Origin of the sequence: Azovibrio sp. (genome assembly GCF_049658005.1) — a bacterium.
In the GTDB taxonomy this organism is placed as follows: Bacteria; Pseudomonadota; Gammaproteobacteria; order Burkholderiales; family Rhodocyclaceae; genus Azovibrio.
Genome location: NZ_JBASOH010000089.1, coordinates 1 through 16,582, shown reverse-complemented (window position 1 = coordinate 16,582; position 16,582 = coordinate 1). Strand labels below are relative to the sequence as shown.

The following is a 16,582-nucleotide window of genomic DNA, read 5'->3' as shown; positions in this document are numbered from 1 at the left end:
AACGAAGCCAGTTCCAAGACCGGCATCACGGCCCGGCTGAGTAATGACCAAAAAGCCATTCTCCTGACCACGGACGATGGCAGTTCCATCAACATCGGCGCCGCCACGACAGGGTCTGCCACGGCCGATATTAAGCTTGGCACGGGGACTACTTCCGGAACCCTCGCGGCTACCACGTCCGGCACCATCACGGCGGGGGGGCAGGTGACCCTCGACTCTTCCAAGTCCTACTCCATCACCACTTCTTCCAACGCCGCCTTCGCCGCCGGCGTGCTGGGTTCCGGTGCGACAGCGGTGAGCACTACCGTGGGCAGTACCCTCAAGAAGGTCCAGGAACTCGATATTTCCACGGTTGCCGGCGCCACCAACGCCCTGCGCACCGTGGATAGCGCCCTCGATGCCATCAACGGGCAGCGAGCCAACTTCGGTGCCCTCCAGAGCCGTTTCGAGGCGACCATCAAGAATTTGCAGACTTCGGTGGAGAATCTTTCTGCTTCCCGGTCGCGCATCATGGATGCTGATTTTGCGGCAGAGACCGCTGCATTGACGCGGGCCCAGGTGCTACAGCAAGCCGGTATGGCCATGCTGTCCCAGGCCAATGCCTTGCCACAGAATGTGCTGACCTTGTTGCGCTGAAGCGGTGAGATGAAGCGGTGAAATCGGCACGGGCTGACCGGATGAAAACCGTCATCGGAGCAGGCTTTTTATTGGGGGGAATACGGGCGAATTTGAGCGGCTCGATGCTGCAGAGGATGACGGAGAAACGGGGGCGGGTGTTCATGGCGGGGCTCATAGAGAGGGGCTAGGGGCCGACGTGGCCGCCATCAAAAGCGCCATGCGGGTGGCAAACCCGCGGGCGAAGGCGGCGGGATCATCGAGGCCGGCGGCACGCAGGTGCTCGCGCAGGCTGGGGTCAGGGGCCTTGGGCAACTGGCGGGCGAGTTCCACATAGCGGGCGGGGGTGTCGGCAATCCAGGCCGAGGCGCCGGCCGAGCGCAGCAGGGCTGCCGGGCGGTGCGACCAGGGAAGGCTGGGCGCCAGGGCAACGAAGGGGCGGCCCATCCACAGACAGGAGCTCAGGGCGGCGTCGCCGGCATCCACGGGCGGGGCCAGGCCCAGATCGACTTCCTGCCAGGATCGGCAAAGCGCTTCCAGGCTTTGGGCATGGACGAAACAAAGGCGCGTAGCGGCAATGCCGGCGGCGGTGAACTGCCGGGTAATGTAGGCTTGGGCCGGCTCGCCCAGATCCTTCAGGTTGAGGAGCAAGCGACTTTCCGGGTAGGCCGCGAGAACTTCCGCGAACAAACGCCAGCCTTCCGGCCCGATCCTGATGACCGGGGTCAGGCAGCCCAGAGTGGGGGCAGGAGAGGATGCCGCCACGATGGGCAGGTCCGGCAATTGGCAGAACTCGCCCAGCCCCGGCAGGGTGATGGCGGGGAGCGTGGCCTGATCGGCGAGCAGTTCCCCCACCAGGGGCAGGCAGTCCGGCGCCAGGGGTGGCATCGGCGCTTCGCCCCAGAGCAGTTTGACGCCGGCTTGCGTCTGCAAGAATACGGCCAGGCGATCGGTGGGGCCGTAGCTATCGAGATCGATGAGGATATCGGGCGGATCGGCGTTGATGCGTTCCAGGGCCGGGCCGTCGTCCAGGCCGTGGATGTCCAGGGTGTGATCGGCCACGAGGGAGCAGGTCTGGGCGAAATGCTGCTCTTGGGCCTTGGGATCGTCGATGATCAAGGTGGTGACGAATTGCTCGAAGGGCAGATGTTCGAGCAGGGCCTTGAGCCGCCCCCGTTGTTCTTCCTGAGCCAAGTCGCTCGTGAGGAATGCCAGCTTCCAGGGCGGGGTGGCCTGGACGGGTTTGCGGGGGGGCAGTTCCACCCCATCCAGTTGGCTCGCCAAGCGCGCCTGGGCCGCCCCGAGAGCCTGCACCACGAGTTCCCCGCTGGCATCGAAATGGGCCAGGCAGCGCGCGGCCAGGAGCTCATCGGCGATGCCTTTCGAGTAACGCAGGCAAGCCTGGGAAAACTCGGCAATGTCGCCTTGTTCCGCCAAAATTTCCAGCAAGGTGGTCTGGATGTCGGCCTGGGCGGGCGAGGCTATGTCGGCGGCGGCACGCAGCAGGGCGAGCGCCATATCGCTTTGTTGGGTGAGATAGAGGCTCCGCGCCAGGGCCGGGTAGGCCGAGAGCATGTCCGGCTGCAGTTGCACGGCTTCCTGCAAGTATTCGGCAGCCAGCTCGGGCTGGCCCGCCTTCAAAAAGCTCTCCCCCAGGGCCGCCTTGAGATCGGCCCGCTCCGGGGCGATTTCCATGGCCCTCTCGATGAACTCCCCGGCTTCCTGAGAAAGACCTTGCGCGGCACAGATGAAGGACAGATAAGCCGGCGGCAGGGGGTTTTCCGGCAATTGCTCCAGCAAAGGCGCCAAGGCATTGGCAGCCGCCTCGATCTCGCCGCCATGAAAAGCGCTGACCGCTTCCTGAAGCTGATATTCCGGCAACCGCCGCCGCTCCGCCACACCCCGAGCCGCCGCCTGGGTTTTTTCGATGAAGACATCAAGTTGTCTCCAGAAGTCGCATTGAAGTTTTTCGCATATTTCACGAATCCTGGGAAGACTCTCCCGTGCACGTTCGAGTTCAGTTGGGTCGTCGGAATAGGTGTAACCATTGCCTTCAAAAATGGCGAGATTTTGATCATTAAACCCTAGTTTCTCATAGCCTGGAGGAGGGGGTAAAATAACCAATGGGCAGCCTGAAAGCATCGCAAGATAACATGTCCCAGAAAACTCTTGAGAGTAAATAACGTATGCAGACTGCAATTTCTTGGCCAGCTCTGGCAAAGGAATCGGAGTGAGGTTAGAAAGAACCTCTAGTTCAGCAGGAAACTGTGCAAGATCGAGATGGTTAATTGGAATCCGGTTGGTGTAAAAAAGGCATCGGTCTCTAGGAATGTCTTCTCGAGGGAAAAACAAGTCGAGATCGGTCAGTTCCATTAGCAAAAGATCTACATTTGCATCATCTTCGGGAGTAAATGCCTTGCTGAAATAGAAAAAAAGATCTTCTGGTTCAGCATTGATGCGATTGCCTGCGATTACTCCTTCCTTATTTAACATGTAGCGGCAAACGACCTGGCATTTGAGTGGGTTTCCACTGACGACTTCCGGATAGACTGCAACAGGAACTTTTCCTGTTGCAAGATGATATTCTCTGATTTCCGAAGTTAGAATAGGAGTCTTTAGGTCTGGGTTGATCTTGTTGGCTCCATAAATGAACGCGTCTCGACCGACGAGGTTGAGAGCATGGCAAAGGTAATGCAGTACTCTTATGCCCATCGAGTTTTCCCGGTAATCTGGGGCTACAATGTAATAGGGGTGACCAACTTTATGATGAATTAGCAGATTCATATTTTTAATAACACATTGGTTTTTCTCAAAATGGCTGATGTCGGGCATTTCGAATAGCTCGATGTTTTCAGTGAATACTGCCGTGCAAAGATGGCAGCGACCGAATCCGGTTGAATTTCTCCGGTAAATCAGCGGGTTATTCAGTTGTGTCGTCCCATTTCAGGCATCATTTCTGGCGCCAAAAGGCCACGATTCCTGCCTTCTGGAAATACTCCTGCCGCTTCGGATTGTAGCAGGCTGCCATCATCGTCATCGCAAAGTTCGCCCCCGCCTCGCCGATTCTGTTCTCTGAGGTCAGCACCGTGGTGTGGTCCGGGACGTTGGCGGTGAGGTTGTGGCAGTCGCATTGTCAGGCCACAGAAGCGCTTATCGCTTATGCGGTCGGGCGGCATGCAAGGCACAACCGGTCTTCTTCGACACATAACATAGCCATTCCCGATAGGCCAGAAAATCCTCGTCGTGAAGAAGCAGGTTTCCAGTTGTGGCCGCGCTGCACTCGAGGGATAGGCATGCCAGACAAGTGGATGTGAAGATGGCAAGGCATGGTCAGGCTGGTAAACCGCGCCGATAAAGCGTATCTGGGGATAAGTCGATATCCTCGGACCAGACTACCGTCCCGTGCTCAACATGCGCGCGCATGAACAGGCTCGAATCCTTGCGGGGTGGCGAACGCAAAAAAACCAAGATACGGGCGCATATCAAATCGATGCACTTCCCCTCTCCAAAACTCGGCCTCGATGATGTCGTCGGACATCGGCATAAGCTTGATGACTCCGAGGGCCAGCCTCCACAATGTAGTGAATCCATCTTGAAGAGCGTTTGCCCTGTACTTGCGAGATACCCGTCGGCCATCAGTTCGTCATGATGCAGTTCGATCCAAGCCTGAACCAGCTTTATCTGACGTTTTGGCAAGTGGCCTTCCCGTATTCCGAAAAACATGCTGATGGTGGGCATGACAAATGCTCCGTGAATTATATGGCAGCAGTGTAATGAATATTGTCGCCCCTGCCACTTTTGCTGAAGCTTTGATGCTATTTTGGTAAATATCTGGAAAATGCAGTCCCTACAAGAGTGTTCCCGTGTGCCGTGTCAAGAATTTTTGTGATTACATCCAGGTTTTTTATATTAAAAGATCGAGCTATCACTTTCCCTAATTCCAGATCACGAGCAGTAGAGATATTCATGGAAGCCAGAACGTCAGGATCAAGTATGTTCTGATAGTTCTTGACGACATCCTTGACAAATCTATTCGGGTTGGCTTCTTCCAGATATTTGCGAACTGTCTGCTCAGACTTTTCGACGAACGAGGCAATACGTTGTATCAAATGTCTAGCTTCCGAATGGGCCAGCACTTCACCTGCTTTCATGTCGCCCAGTTCAAAGTAATCCGGGCTTGGCAAATCGTCAAATATTTCATCGTCGGTCTCGGTATCCGGCCAATACGCTATGAACGCATTACAGACTTTTGTTTTTCCATGTGTCTTGTCAAGAATGCGTTGAACTTCATCAAGACTCAAACCTGTAATGATTTTCTTGATAACCCTAGCTAAAGAAAAGCTCCGGGCATCAGCGACCGAGAGCTCTCCCACTCTATCGATATTGATAAAGTTCGCATAATCTTCAACGACATCCTTGATGAGTGCAGTCGGCGGTGCTTTCTTGAGCTGTTCTAATACACTGCCTATGTCATCTTCATCTTCGACCGCATAGAAACCAATATACCCTGCAAGTTCTTCGCAATCGGGTGAGTCAAGCACTTGTCCCACAGTCATATTCCCCAACTGGAAATACTCCCATGGGGTCTCCTCATCCGAATCGACAAAATCAACATCATTACCGTCCCCAGAGGTATCGGTAATCACGTGCGATTCAACATGCCTGTCTGCCAATTGTCCGGTGTCCCTGCTTTTCAATTTATAGCCATCATCGCAGGTATGTTTTTCTTCTGCATTCAAATGCTTTTCTTCCCCAGGAAATGGGGCTGAGATGGACCGGGGAATATCAGCAATACCTTTTTTGTATATTTCCTGTTCTAGCAGTGCCTCGGCACGGAGTTCGTTAATACCTAAAGATTTGGCTCGTTCAGCTAATCGCCTTTTTTCAAGGCTGGTTATTTTTCCGTCCTCCAGCATTTCGGAAATAAGATTCAAATAGTACAATTCACGATCCTTGACAGGTATTCGAATGGATTGTTTGATAACGCGTTTTATAATCGCTTTGGACTGTGATTCAGTTAGTCCTAGTTTTTCGACACCAATATCGTGTTCAACATATTTCTGATCGTCTGCCTCGATAACGCCATCCTGTTCAAGCGCTTTTAACACTTCATTTTCAAGCTGTCCTATTCGTTCATTATGATCCTTAATTTTGGCCGCAACAGTATCCAGCGCTTTTTCGCTGTCTGGATAAAATTCGATCCACTGGCAGGCTGACAGAGCATAATCAAAGGCTCCCGTAGGTTCAGCGTCGTCGATTTTCAGAGGGATGATGAGTAGTTTATTCTTATCCGCCAATCTGATTTCTTTTTTAACATCTTCAGATGAATTTGTATTTTCGGAGAAAATCAATACCAGTACGTTTGATGAATTCATGGCGGTTGTAATCTCTTCCATATAATTTCCTCCTGGTGAAATATGTTCCAAGGAAATCCAGCATTTCAATGCACGATGAGAAAGGCTCTCATAAATACGTAAAACCGTCTCTTTATCTTTTGACGAATGACTGATGAAAACATCGTAAGACATATGGTTGCTCCTTGCTATTTGTTGGATGTCGCAGGTATATTCAATCTTGAGTCCAAAAGGGGCTTCGTGCTCTAAGTATCGGGCATGCTGAAGGTAAAGATCAAGTTGTCACCAACGAATTTACAATATCGGCGGTGGGCACCCTGTGCGACGCTGGCAGCGCGGACCGATCAGCGCTTCCACATGCGTCGCCTGGCAGGATTGCCTCATCCGTGCCAATCCCGAACATGGGATTTGGTCAAGCTTGAGGCCTGTTTCATGCGATTGCTACTTCGAACTGCCTTTGTCGGTGCAGCCGAAGCCAACCCGCGTTTTCAGCCAAAGCCTCCTTGCCGATCAGTATCAAAATATTCTGTGCCCGAGCAAAATCATGCTGTGACATGTAAATATCAAATCTAGAGAGGGCTGTTTTGTAGATTTCACCCATCACATGGTATCTGTTTTTATGCTCCTCGAATGCCATCTGATCAGCATAGTTTTTCAGAACTGCAGAGATCAAAAAGCAGATCCCTGATGCCAAAACAAGCATGTTGAGGAAAGAGTCATCTGTTCCCGCCAGGTGTGAGGCCAGGGTGCCAATCGTAATCACTAATGCCAGAAAAAAAGAAACGCCAGCAAGCCGATTGAACAGTTTTTGTTTTTTGCCGTTTTCAGGGGATTTCTTTTGAAAATAGTTGAGCTGAGACTCAAGCCAGGCATCTCTTACCCATGCCAACATTTTCTGATCAAACATCGAAGAGACTCCAACAGTGGTATTGCGAGCCGCTTGACGTATCCAGTCCAACTCATCTCGATCTCCTAAAAGATAGTGGTCGGCAACTGAATTTCTGACCCCCGATGCCAACCAAAATACCTGGACACGCAATGCTTCTGCCAGGGATCTCCAGTCAAGGTATTGCTTTTCCCTTGGGTTGTCTCGCGTGAAATAGCGCGAATACTCCCAAAAAGCCAGCATAGCCAAAGCAAGGTTTGCAGCCAGCCAGCCCAACCGCATATCGGGTCCGGAATACATCTGTTGGCAGATTATCGACAGAGTTGCCAGGCCAGAAATCCACTTTATTGCCTTAGCCCTTTCTGTTTGGCGCTGTCCAGCAGCAGCATCGGCTGCTGTAAAACAGGCAAGCGGCATTGCCAAACTGGCAGTTACTACTTTGGGTGGGTTTTCATCAAGAAGAAAATATTGTGATTTCTGCGTTTGTTTCGCCGGCAGATTTCTGGCACAGGCATTAAATTTGTCAATGGAGTAAAGTACAGCGTCAATTCGTCTTTTCGACTGCTCATATACGCTCTTATCGACCCCCGTATCACGTGACCAGTGCCCAATCTTATCGGTTAGCGGCATTCCCTTCCGGCGAACCCAAAGATGTTCGAGCCTGGTAACTTCGGGTAATACGATTTTATCTGAATCTTCTGGAAATAAACCAGTACGGCACAGGCGCACGACATCGGCAGTCCCGCCACTGAAAATTTGTTTGCTGCCATCCGCTGCAATCTGCTCTGATACACCGTCCCACAGTGCAACCACTATTTGGGAATGCCGGGCTATATAACGCCCTAGTGCGGAATATTTGAGATATCGGCTTGACTCGGTGTTGGTAATCCCTTCGTCTTGCGGGACCACGAAACAAATTTCTGCATTGGCAACTAAAGCTCTGAAGTGTGCCAACGATTGAGGCGACTTAAAATCCTGTTCGTAATCTGACTGGGGCATTGGTAGTGCAGCAAGAAGGGAAATCCCCATCTCGAGAGCTATTTCGGCCACTAATCTATCAGCACCCTCTGCCAAACCGCTGATCAGTTTGAAAGGACTATTCGGATAATCTTCCGATAGTTGCTTAAAAAATTTTTTAACGGCATCCCGCAGGATATCTGTGTCTTTACTTTCAAGATCACGATGTCCTGTCACCCCAAGTATAATTGGAATTCGAACGTCACTCATGATTTATCCCCATCAAATTATCTCCTGAATTTAGATCGATTGTGCGCAAAGACATTTCGAAAAACCTCCGCCTCACCCATCCTTGATAAAATAACATCGCTCTGATCCATCCTGAGCCGACTTCGATGAAACCGCGACGTGCCATCGAGACCGACCTGTTCGCTGACAATCTTCGCCGCAAGAAGAACGATAGCTTGGAGAACGATACCGTGGGGGATCATCTTCTGGCCGAGATCGCGTCGCACATCGACTTTGCCGTGTTGGAGGCAGAGGGGGATCGGGTGGCTCCGCGCTCGATGCGTGCGCAGGGGGACTTCGACACCGTGTTCAACTCGGACAACACCTACCGGGGCATCTGTGCCGACCGGGGCTATTCGTCTGCGGAGCGAGAAGCCTGGATGTAGGAAAAAGGCTTCCGGAATCCGTTCCAGGGAAAGGGTAAACGTGACAAGTCCCTGTCCGAGTGCCAACAACGGCGTAACCGAGGTATCGCCAAGATGAAGGCGCGGGTCGAGCATGGATTTGCCACCATCGAGTCGATGGGCGGCAAGTTGCTGCGCACCACCAGTGCGGCGCGGGCAAACTTTGCGATGACGATGATGGCCGCCTGGTTCAACTTGAAGCGGGGGGGCTACTTCCGGAAGGCTGGAACCAAGGACTTCTGACGCCAAAAACGAGCCTCGCCGCTGCCCGAGGCGATCCGAGGCAAGAACGGGGCAACCCCGCCGACAAACGCAGTGGTTTGCCAAAGAGATTGGACCGAATTGGGTCGCGATCATCATTGCCCGGCGAGATCCACTGCAAACCTCCATTTATTCGAGGCGCCCATAAGAAAATCACTTACCTAAATAGAATCCGTTTTACATGCCATCAGGGAAGGGGGTGATTTAGTCGACTGCAAATTTTTCTGATGATTGCTGGAGTATTGAATCCAGCAGGGCATCCTTCCGTATCCGCTACTTGAATAAAAACAGGTATTTTCCCCGCATAGCCATGAGGCCGAATCGAAAGAATTGGTTTTCCGTACTCTGAAGCAACGTCTATTCCATATTTGCAGCACTTACTATGCGCCATGGCCATATTGGCAAAAATCAGAAAATAGTGGCAATGCCTGATTTGTTCTCTAAGCGCAAATTCGATTTTCCTTAGGCTTCTGACATTCAAAGGGTCATAATTGGGGACTGAGTAATCAGAATAATAAAACCCGTACTGTTAAACTCCGAAACGAGGTTATCGAAGTTATTAGAATATGGCCATCGATGCAATATAAAACCGTTTGGGGTTGTCATTCGCATTCCTTTGCTTTGTCAAAATTGCTCGATTTTTAGTCTCCAACCTCATCTCTCAACGAGACGGGGGCCCTTGTTGCCAATTTCTGTAAGTGCATTGAAATGTCATAACCCGCTGCATTTTCAGGAGGTCTTGAAAATTTTTTTATGGTGGGCCATGCCGTTGACGTTGTCAATGATGCCAGAAAGTTGACCATAATTGGCCTGATCGCGAGCAAGAGGAAGCAGATTCGGTCCATCTGACAAAAAGTCGACCAGATGGTGCACATGCACACGCAGGTCCCGCGTTACCAGTAGGCACTGCGTAGTCTTTATGGTGCCAGTCCTGTGGGCAGGCGTTGATACGCAAGAAGACTTCGAGCATCTCGATATGAATCTGCTGTAGACGGTCAAGGCGCCCTTCGCCGATCATGCGGCGTAACTCGCGATGGGGTAGCCAGAGTAGTTATAGGTCGCAGCAAGATAACCCTGATATGACTTGACGACACATCCTTCAACCGAAGACATTCCGCGCTACTCGTGGGCACCTCGAAAAACCTGGCTGCTTGCGGGTGCACGAAGCAGCGCCCCGGCCTGGATGCGAGCGCGGCGGCCGGCCGACGTTCCTGACCGAGTGGAGGGGCCGGGCGCGGGCAGATGATCGACGCGAGCATTGTGCGGCCCGAAGCAGAAGCGGACCCGTGACGAGCAGGAGATCGTGCCGCAGGATGCCATGCCGGTGGAGGGGTCGCCTTCGATGCGCCGGTAGAAGGACATGCAGGCGCGCTGGACGAAGCAGTACGGCCAGAGCCACTTTGGCGACAAGCTGTGTACGTCTACGAGCTTGGATAAGCGGCATGAGCGGCATGAGGCGGATCCGCCGCGTGCAGGTGAGCACGGCTAGCGGGGCACGGCACCTTGCACTTCGAGGGCGTGCTCGAAGCCGGCTACCCCTGCCGCGATGTCTATGCCGACAAGGGCTATGTCGACGGCGAGCGCGAGCAGTGGCTGAAGGCTCGGGGCTGGTGTATGCCTATCCCACCTATCCCGCGCAAGGGGCGGGCAGGTAAGCCGCTGTCTGACGGTCAAGCGCGACGCAACCGGCGCCTGGCCTAGAGCCATGCCCATGTGGCGCCCATCTATGCCGGCTCTGGAGTAGAGGGGCGGCGAGGCGCTGCGCTCGACCGGCCTGGACCGGGCGACGCGGCATCGGCATAGGAAGGCGGCGGCCTACAACCTGCGGCGTCTGTGCGCGCCGAGCGCGGCCGGCCCGCAGCCCTTCTGACGCCCGACATGGGCTTCGAGCGGTCGAAATCGACCGGAACCAGGCGCCAGCGCGCACAAAGATCCTCGCGCTGCCCTTCGCAGGGCCCGAAACCGGGCTCGATAGCGGCGTCCTCATAACGAACTCAGACCCAAACCGGGTAATTCGAGGTGCCCGACTCTTTCCGTGTGGCTCGGTGCTGGGGTGAGAGCAATCACTGCGTCGACAGCACCATTGCTCAAAATGTGGAGAAAGGTTTTCCAATCGGAATAGACCCGATCATGAGCAACGCCATAGACACGGGGAAACCTTGGTCTGACACTGTTTTCTGCTAAGTAATCCGTCAAAACTGGATTGAATCTTGCTTCTGAGGGAGTGACTTGACTCCCGAAAGCCAGCGATGAAAATCAACCTGACCCTGAGCCCCTGCGAAAGCGAAACCTTGTTCCAACTGTCGGTTCATCATCCCTGGCGGGATGCGCGGTTGCGGGCAGCAGGCTTGTTGATGTTGAGCAAAGGCGAACACCGGACGGCGGTTGCCCAGCAATGCGGGGTCAGCCATCAGACGATTTACAACGGGAGGCACGCCTGGGAGAAAGCCGGGGTTGTCGGTCTGATCAGCGGACATGCGGGGGGCCGGCCCAGGAAACTGAGCGAAGCCTGGTTGGCGACGGTGTGCGAGCTGGCCCGGACACAAGCCCTGACGCTCCGTGGCCTGGCGCAGCGGGCGGAAGAAATTCATGGCGCGCCCTTTCCGCTCTCGCTGGACCGATTGGGCGTCCTGCTCAGGAAAAGCGGTTTCAGCTTCAAACGGACGCGCATGAGCTTAAAAAAAAACGAGACCCGGAACGATTTGCCGCCTGCACCGTCACCCTTGCCGGTCTGAAGACGTGGGCTCGGGAAGGCGGCTGCCAGTTGTTCTATTACGACGAGGCCGGCTTTTCGGCTTCGCCGCCCGTACAACGGGCCTGGTCGCCGGTGGGGTGCCCACATGCGGTGACGCCAGCGCCGCATCAGCGGGTCGCCGTGATGGGGGCGCTCGACTTTGCCGGACAACGGCTCTACCACGCACCCGCAACGACGACGGTCAAACGCGAAACCTTCGTGGATTTCATGGAACGTTTGCTTCCCCAGATCGCCAAGCCGGTGCCCACCTTCATCGTCCTCGACAATGCCCGCATCCATCACGGCCTGGAGGATAGCCTGACGCTTCGCTGGATGACGGAGTTCAACGTATTCCTGTGCTACCTGCCGCCCTATAGCCCCGAACTGAACCGGATCGAAATCGTCTGGAAGCAAGCCAAATACCACTGGCGCGAGTTCGCCACTTGGTCGAAAGACACCTTCCGCACCAAGGTCAGCGAACTCCTAGATGGCTTCGGGACTAAATTTCAAATCGGTTTCGCATGAATACTTATTCAACCTACCAGCAGCACATTCATCCCGGCCATCCCCACCTCCGGCACGCCGACGACGGTGACGACATCGCCTTCAGGGTCGCCGACATGCAGGTAGGCGCCATCACCCAGCGGCTGCCAGCCGATGGATTCGGCGGTGGTGGGCTCCACTGTGCGGGTGAGTCATGGCTTGAGTGCGGCAGTGGAGGGAAGGGTCGTCAAGTAAGTGTGGAATTGTTACTCTCCCCCGGATCTCCGATCTCCCGAGTTTCCTGGTCAATGCCGGGCGGTCGCTCTACGAGGTGCAGAAACTGCTCGGCCACCAGGATCCGAAGGTGACGATGCGCTACGCGCACCTCTCGCCGCAGGCGATGCTCGAGGCGGTCAATGTCGTGGGGACTGTCGTGGGGCGGAGGGCGGGGGTGGCGGCGAATCAGGCTGCAGTGGTGGTGGCCACCATGTGACGGCCAAGCCCGACAAGGTACGACAGAGGCGCGACATATGGCTGTCGCGCTTTCCTTTTAGATCAAGGCTTCGAGACCTTTGCGCTCGAGCAGGTTGAGCAGCTTCTGCGATGGGCCGCTGGGGTGCTTGTCACCCAGTTCCCACTGGCGAACAGCGGACGGGCTGGTATTGAGCAGTGACGCCAGCACGGTTTGGCTGATCTGGTAACGGTCACGCAGTGAGCGGATTTTCTCGCTGTCGTACTCGGGAATCGGGTCCAGGCACAGCGCGTCGTACTTGCGCATCTTGCGCTGGTCGATGAAGCCCAGGCGATGCAGATCCGCTGCCGTCTCGTGCACAGCCTCCAGGATTCGGCTTTTGGCCTTAGTCTTTGTCGTCATGGCAAATCTCCTGTAGTGATCCGTCTTCAACCTCAGCATCGAGTTCCTTGCCGGTGCGGGACAGCAAATCCTGGGCAATGGTCTGCAACGCTTCTTTTTCTTCGGCGCTGATGTTGGCCCGTTCGTTCTTCTCGAAGCCGAACACGAAGAACCACAAGTCGACCTTGTGGGTAGCCACCAATGTTCTGGCGCCGCCACGCTTGCCCCGACCGGCCAACCCCACCCGCTTCTTGACCACGCCGCCGCCAAGATCTGCATCGATCAGCCCTTGCGACATCTCGCGCACTGCGCCGCACAGGGCTTCGTCGGTCAGCTCAGTCTTTCGCATCCAACGACTGAAGTGGCGAGTCTTGAAGACTCGATTCATTGTCAAACTATAATACTTAGTGACGGATATCAAAAATACTCAATGCGATGGGGCGCTGACCAGTAGACCCCGAAAAGGGGCTTGGCTACGGTGTGAGGTGTCACGCAGCGCTGTCCCAGGTCTCGCGATTCCACGCGCTCCTGAAGCCTTGCCCGGTAGCCAGAGCGCTCAGCGGTGGCATCAGAAACTCGCGCAGGTCCGAGACAACCTGCTCCAGCGTCAGCGCTTCGAGCCGATTCTTTTTCAGGAAACCTTGCCACTGCATCTGCTTTTGCGCATCGGTGGCAAAGGCTTCAGTCAGGCCGAACGGCACGTCCGTCGGGATGTCGGTGCCTCGGCGTGACAGCGTGGCGCCGATGGCCTGGCGCAGCACCTCACCCTCGAAATCGCTGTGCCTGGCCAGCACCCACAGGTCGAAGTAATCCTTTATCCGGCTATTGGCCACCCCTAGACTGATCAGGGCTTCGAGCTTTTCCGCCACAACCGTGTAGCGCGGATAGGCCCGGAGTTTGGGCGCCGGAAACTCGTCGAGCATTACCGGATATTCCACGGTCTCAGGCCCGGGCGTGACCGCGTCGCCGTAACCCACATCGACCTGAATCGGGCAGCGCGCACCGTCGATCCACCCCAGCAGGGTCACGCGGATACCGGCGTAGTTGGCCTCCTTGCGGATTTCTTCAGCCTGGATGCTTTGGGCATCGAAGCGAATGCCATCATCGACGTCCAGCGCACACAAGTCCGTGAAGGCTGCGATCAGATGCGGCTCTTCCGCCAGACCGAAGCCGAGCAGGTCCATGTCGCGTGTTGGCCGCAGCGGCACATCGAACCAGAGGTCGAACAGCAACGCGCCCTTGAGCAGGAAATGGTCTGCGTGCGTCGAGATGCTCAATCGGTAAAGCAACCGCTCCAGCGCATAGCGGGTGAGCACCAGGGCGAAGTCGCGTTTTTCGGCGCGGGCCTTCTTGAGCAGTTTGGCGCGCACGGAGGCAGCCACATTGCGTCCGTTCACGTCAGCGCCTCCAGATACGGGCGCATCACGTTGGCCACCCGACAGACCTGAGCGCAGTGCCACAGGTCGTCCATCTTCACCCGCTTGGCGTTCCAGGCCTCGCGCAGCGCTTCGAGTGCGACGTCCAGGCCGATCTTGTTGCGGTACTTGAAGCAGTCGGCCACCGTCTTGGCCACGCTCGTGACCTGCACCGTGACGCCATCGACCAGGTGCTTTTCCACCCCTTCGGTCAGCGCATCACCACTGAAGCGCACGATACGCAGTGGCGGGTAGTCCATCTTGGGGGCTCGCGCCTTGTTGGCAATCGCCACCCACACCTCGAACGGCGACTGCGTGGTCAGACCGTGAAACTGCAGCGCTGACAGCAGGCACACCCGCACATTCGGGTGCTTGCTGGCCACCTCGGCCAGGGTGGCGTGCTCAGATACCGGTCGATCCGGCAGCGCGTAGAGGCCACGGCATAGGCGGGTCAGCTTGCCCTGGCGGGCCAGCGTGCTGAGTGTCATCCGAGAAAAGCCGCACGCCTCCACGTCGCGCGGGCGCAGCAGACCTTGGCGGCGAGCCATGTCGAGGATGGAAGTGTGAGCGTTTTGCATGAAATCATTATTTCATATCGTCGGTATTTGTCAATATATGCCGACAATATGATCACCGCTAACACCTTCCCAGATACCACACCCAGATGATGGCCGGCGCGTTTGCACATCGCTGATCCTCCGCGCCTTTTTGCTCAGGGGAATCAACTTGGAATTCTGGTTATTGATGCCGCTGCTCTTCGCCAGGGGCGACCTGCTGGGCCGGTGGCGTAAACGATTCCCTTGGCCCGCTTGATGAGGCGCGCACAATTTCGGCTGATGTAAAAAAGCCCCACCGTTTGACGGGTGGGGCTTGGGTAGAGCGAGGAAAACCGTGGTCTGTCCCCTATTATTAGTTCATCTCACCGATCAATGCGCCCGTTGATCATCGGCATCCAGCCGATCCAGAATCGCCAGTGCCTGCTTGACATCGCCTGTTGCGGCCATTGCCCGAAAGTGGTTCTCGGTATCCCATGCCGCCAAGGCTCGCGCACTCATTTCCTCAACCAACTTGTTGGTGCTGATGCCACGACTCTTCGCCAGCGACTTCAAGCGCTCCGCCGTATCGTCCGGCAAGCGGATCGTTAATGTCGTCATTGCCATTCCTCCAGACATTGTGCGGGTGTCAGTACCCGCAGTTGATCAAATACCAGTTCGCCCCGACCGAGATCCTGCAAGTTATGTGTCACGATCCCCGCGGCACCTCCCGCCAGCGCGAGTTCCACCAAATGGTTGTCAGCTTCATCGGGAAGATTGGGACGCCAACCATAGTAGATCGTCACCCACCTACCCCGTTTGGCCAGTGCTGCCAGCACCTGCTCCCGTTCCTGAGCAGTCGTCGCCACTCCCCAGACATCCCGCCCCAGCAAATCGCAATACTCCTGCCACAGGGCATTACCAAATAACGGTTGATAGCTGCCTCCAAGAGCACGGCGCAAGACGGTACGCGACGCACCACCTGCCGAGCGCAGTCCCGCTACAAACACATTGGTATCAATAACCAATCGAACCATAATGACAGCATATACGACAGCAAATTATCAGGCAAGAAGTATGGAGGGATTCGCCATCGCTGATCCTCCGCGCCTTTTTGCTCAGGAGGATCAACTTGGAATTCTGGTTATCGACGCCGCTGTTCTTCGCCAGCGGCGACCTGCTGGGCCGGCGGCGTAAACGATTCCCTTGGCCCGCTTGATGGGGTGCGCCCAATTTCGGCTGATGTAAAAAAGCCCCACCGTTTGACGGGTGGGGCTTGGGTAGAGCGAGGAAAACCGTGGTCTGTCCCCTATCGGTGGTCAGATTTTTATTCTCGCGCTCATGGATGCTTGATTGCAAGACCTGACCCCATGCCCACTGGCAACTTGACCATGTGCGCACAAATGGCGCACAATAAGCAAGGTAATCATCAGGAGCCCGTCATGCCAACCCTTGCCAAAGACACCCGTTTGCACATCCGCTGCGATCAGGAAATGCGCCGCTTGCTCGACAAAGCCGCTGCTTATGCCCATATGAGCGTGTCCGAATTTGTGCTCCGGAACGCGGTTGAACAAGCTCAGTCGGTCGTGCAGGCGCACGAAGCCATCACCCTGTCTCAGGATGATTTCGCGGCCTTCCTGGACGCACTGGATACACCGGCCCCAGCTAATCCGGCGTTGCAGCGCGCGTTCCAGCGCCACGCCAAGCACGTGCAGTAAATGACTTATTCCATTCGTCCGCTTGACGCCGACGCGCAGACGGCTGATTTCAAGTGTGGCGAGAAAGCGCTCGACGAATAC

The 16,582-nt window shown here is 55.4% G+C and carries 16 protein-coding genes and 3 pseudogenes; 6 read left to right on the top strand and 13 right to left on the bottom strand.

The genetic code is table 11. The features are described from left to right. A partial coding sequence (locus WBH99_RS08525) for a flagellin (RefSeq protein WP_424219653.1) occupies window positions 1-636 on the top strand: 636 nt, incomplete at its 5' end. A gap of 153 nt (window positions 637-789) precedes the next feature. Here the strand turns inward: WBH99_RS08525 and WBH99_RS08520 are convergent. From WBH99_RS08520 to WBH99_RS08500, 5 genes and pseudogenes are all read right to left on the bottom strand, one after another. Beyond that, window positions 790-2,496, bottom strand: a complete 1,707-nt coding sequence (locus WBH99_RS08520; protein WP_424219652.1) for a hypothetical protein — start codon at window positions 2,494-2,496, stop codon at window positions 790-792. Between the two features lie 1,525 nt (window positions 2,497-4,021). After that, complete coding sequence (locus tag WBH99_RS08515) at window positions 4,022-4,153, bottom strand: hypothetical protein (protein ID WP_424219656.1); 132 nt, start codon at window positions 4,151-4,153, stop codon at window positions 4,022-4,024. Between the two features lie 101 nt (window positions 4,154-4,254). After that, window positions 4,255-4,338: pseudogene (locus WBH99_RS08510) on the bottom strand (DUF4160 domain-containing protein); the annotation flags it as partial. A gap of 92 nt (window positions 4,339-4,430) precedes the next feature. Next, the gene (locus WBH99_RS08505; RefSeq protein WP_424219651.1) at window positions 4,431-6,143 is read right to left on the bottom strand and encodes a toll/interleukin-1 receptor domain-containing protein; all 1,713 of its coding nucleotides are present in this window, start codon (window positions 6,141-6,143) and stop codon (window positions 4,431-4,433) included. 256 nt (window positions 6,144-6,399) lie between these two features. Beyond that, window positions 6,400-8,082, bottom strand: coding sequence for a hypothetical protein (locus WBH99_RS08500; RefSeq protein ID WP_424219650.1), 1,683 nt, complete (start codon window positions 8,080-8,082; stop codon window positions 6,400-6,402). A gap of 314 nt (window positions 8,083-8,396) precedes the next feature. Between WBH99_RS08500 and WBH99_RS08495 the strand changes: the two are divergent. After that, window positions 8,397-8,747, top strand: a pseudogene (locus tag WBH99_RS08495) (transposase); the annotation flags it as partial. A gap of 205 nt (window positions 8,748-8,952) precedes the next feature. Here WBH99_RS08495 and WBH99_RS08490 read toward each other — a convergent pair. Beyond that, a pseudogene (locus tag WBH99_RS08490) lies at window positions 8,953-9,267 on the bottom strand (hypothetical protein); the annotation flags it as partial. Window positions 9,268-11,014: 1,747 nt separating this feature from the next. Here WBH99_RS08490 and WBH99_RS08485 point away from each other — a divergent pair. Together WBH99_RS08485 and WBH99_RS08480 are read left to right on the top strand one after the other, a co-directional pair. Continuing rightward, window positions 11,015-11,500 carry a helix-turn-helix domain-containing protein gene (locus WBH99_RS08485; protein ID WP_424219649.1) on the top strand — a complete coding sequence of 162 codons (486 nt, stop codon included), beginning with the start codon at window positions 11,015-11,017 and terminating at the stop codon, window positions 11,498-11,500. After that, the gene (locus WBH99_RS08480; protein ID WP_424219655.1) at window positions 11,386-12,024 is read left to right on the top strand and encodes an IS630 family transposase; all 639 of its coding nucleotides are present in this window, start codon (window positions 11,386-11,388) and stop codon (window positions 12,022-12,024) included. Before WBH99_RS08485 ends, WBH99_RS08480 begins: the two co-directional genes overlap by 115 nt. Window positions 12,025-12,032: 8 nt before the next feature. Here the strand turns inward: WBH99_RS08480 and WBH99_RS08475 are convergent, their stop codons facing one another. Continuing rightward, window positions 12,033-12,182: a hypothetical protein gene (locus WBH99_RS08475; RefSeq protein WP_424219648.1), complete on the bottom strand. Its 150-nt coding sequence runs from the start codon at window positions 12,180-12,182 to the stop codon at window positions 12,033-12,035. A gap of 131 nt (window positions 12,183-12,313) precedes the next feature. Here WBH99_RS08475 and WBH99_RS08470 point away from each other — a divergent pair, with 131 nt between their 5' ends. Then, the gene (locus WBH99_RS08470) at window positions 12,314-12,475 is read left to right on the top strand and encodes a hypothetical protein (RefSeq protein WP_424219647.1); all 162 of its coding nucleotides are present in this window, start codon (window positions 12,314-12,316) and stop codon (window positions 12,473-12,475) included. A gap of 57 nt (window positions 12,476-12,532) precedes the next feature. On the opposite strand, the gene WBH99_RS08465 is transcribed toward WBH99_RS08470, so the two are convergent. The 6 genes from WBH99_RS08465 to WBH99_RS08440 all read right to left on the bottom strand — a co-directional run bounded on the left by WBH99_RS08465 (window position 12,533) and on the right by WBH99_RS08440 (window position 15,820). Further along, on the bottom strand, window positions 12,533-12,856 hold the full coding sequence (locus WBH99_RS08465) for a helix-turn-helix domain-containing protein (protein ID WP_424219646.1): 324 nt from the start codon (window positions 12,854-12,856) through the stop codon (window positions 12,533-12,535). Continuing rightward, window positions 12,840-13,223 (bottom strand): type II toxin-antitoxin system RelE/ParE family toxin, encoded by a 384-nt coding sequence (locus tag WBH99_RS08460; protein ID WP_424219645.1) that lies wholly within the window; start codon window positions 13,221-13,223, stop codon window positions 12,840-12,842. The genes WBH99_RS08465 and WBH99_RS08460 overlap by 17 nt, the downstream gene beginning before the upstream one ends. 100 nt (window positions 13,224-13,323) lie before the next feature. Beyond that, on the bottom strand, window positions 13,324-14,232 hold the full coding sequence (locus WBH99_RS08455) for a nucleotidyl transferase AbiEii/AbiGii toxin family protein (RefSeq protein ID WP_424219644.1): 909 nt from the start codon (window positions 14,230-14,232) through the stop codon (window positions 13,324-13,326). Then, window positions 14,229-14,798, bottom strand: coding sequence for a type IV toxin-antitoxin system AbiEi family antitoxin domain-containing protein (locus WBH99_RS08450; RefSeq protein WP_424219654.1), 570 nt, complete (start codon window positions 14,796-14,798; stop codon window positions 14,229-14,231). Before WBH99_RS08450 ends, WBH99_RS08455 begins: the two co-directional genes overlap by 4 nt. A gap of 378 nt (window positions 14,799-15,176) precedes the next feature. Further along, the gene (locus tag WBH99_RS08445; RefSeq protein ID WP_424219643.1) at window positions 15,177-15,404 is read right to left on the bottom strand and encodes a CopG family transcriptional regulator; all 228 of its coding nucleotides are present in this window, start codon (window positions 15,402-15,404) and stop codon (window positions 15,177-15,179) included. After that, complete coding sequence (locus WBH99_RS08440) at window positions 15,401-15,820, bottom strand: PIN domain-containing protein (protein ID WP_424219642.1); 420 nt, start codon at window positions 15,818-15,820, stop codon at window positions 15,401-15,403. The genes WBH99_RS08445 and WBH99_RS08440 overlap by 4 nt, the downstream gene beginning before the upstream one ends. 333 nt (window positions 15,821-16,153) lie before the next feature. On the opposite strand from WBH99_RS08440, the gene WBH99_RS08435 reads away from it, so the two are divergent. Further along, window positions 16,154-16,501, top strand: a complete 348-nt coding sequence (locus tag WBH99_RS08435) for a DUF1778 domain-containing protein (protein ID WP_424219641.1) — start codon at window positions 16,154-16,156, stop codon at window positions 16,499-16,501. Window positions 16,502-16,582 lie beyond the last annotated feature (81 nt).

Excerpts from the sequence above, each read along its gene's own strand:
- WBH99_RS08515 (WP_424219656.1), bottom strand. The coding sequence starts at position 4,153 with ATGTCCGACGACATCATCGAGGCCGAGTTTTGGAGAGGGGAAGTGCAT.
- WBH99_RS08505 (WP_424219651.1), bottom strand. The coding sequence starts at position 6,143 with ATGTCTTACGATGTTTTCATCAGTCATTCGTCAAAAGATAAAGAGACG.
- WBH99_RS08500 (WP_424219650.1), bottom strand. The coding sequence starts at position 8,082 with ATGAGTGACGTTCGAATTCCAATTATACTTGGGGTGACAGGACATCGT.
- WBH99_RS08485 (WP_424219649.1), top strand. The coding sequence starts at position 11,015 with ATGAAAATCAACCTGACCCTGAGCCCCTGCGAAAGCGAAACCTTGTTC.
- WBH99_RS08465 (WP_424219646.1), bottom strand. The coding sequence starts at position 12,856 with ATGACGACAAAGACTAAGGCCAAAAGCCGAATCCTGGAGGCTGTGCAC.
- WBH99_RS08460 (WP_424219645.1), bottom strand. The coding sequence starts at position 13,223 with ATGAATCGAGTCTTCAAGACTCGCCACTTCAGTCGTTGGATGCGAAAG.
- WBH99_RS08450 (WP_424219654.1), bottom strand. The coding sequence starts at position 14,798 with ATGGCTCGCCGCCAAGGTCTGCTGCGCCCGCGCGACGTGGAGGCGTGC.
- WBH99_RS08445 (WP_424219643.1), bottom strand. The coding sequence starts at position 15,404 with ATGACGACATTAACGATCCGCTTGCCGGACGATACGGCGGAGCGCTTG.
- WBH99_RS08440 (WP_424219642.1), bottom strand. The coding sequence starts at position 15,820 with ATGGTTCGATTGGTTATTGATACCAATGTGTTTGTAGCGGGACTGCGC.
- WBH99_RS08435 (WP_424219641.1), top strand. The coding sequence starts at position 16,154 with ATGCCCACTGGCAACTTGACCATGTGCGCACAAATGGCGCACAATAAG.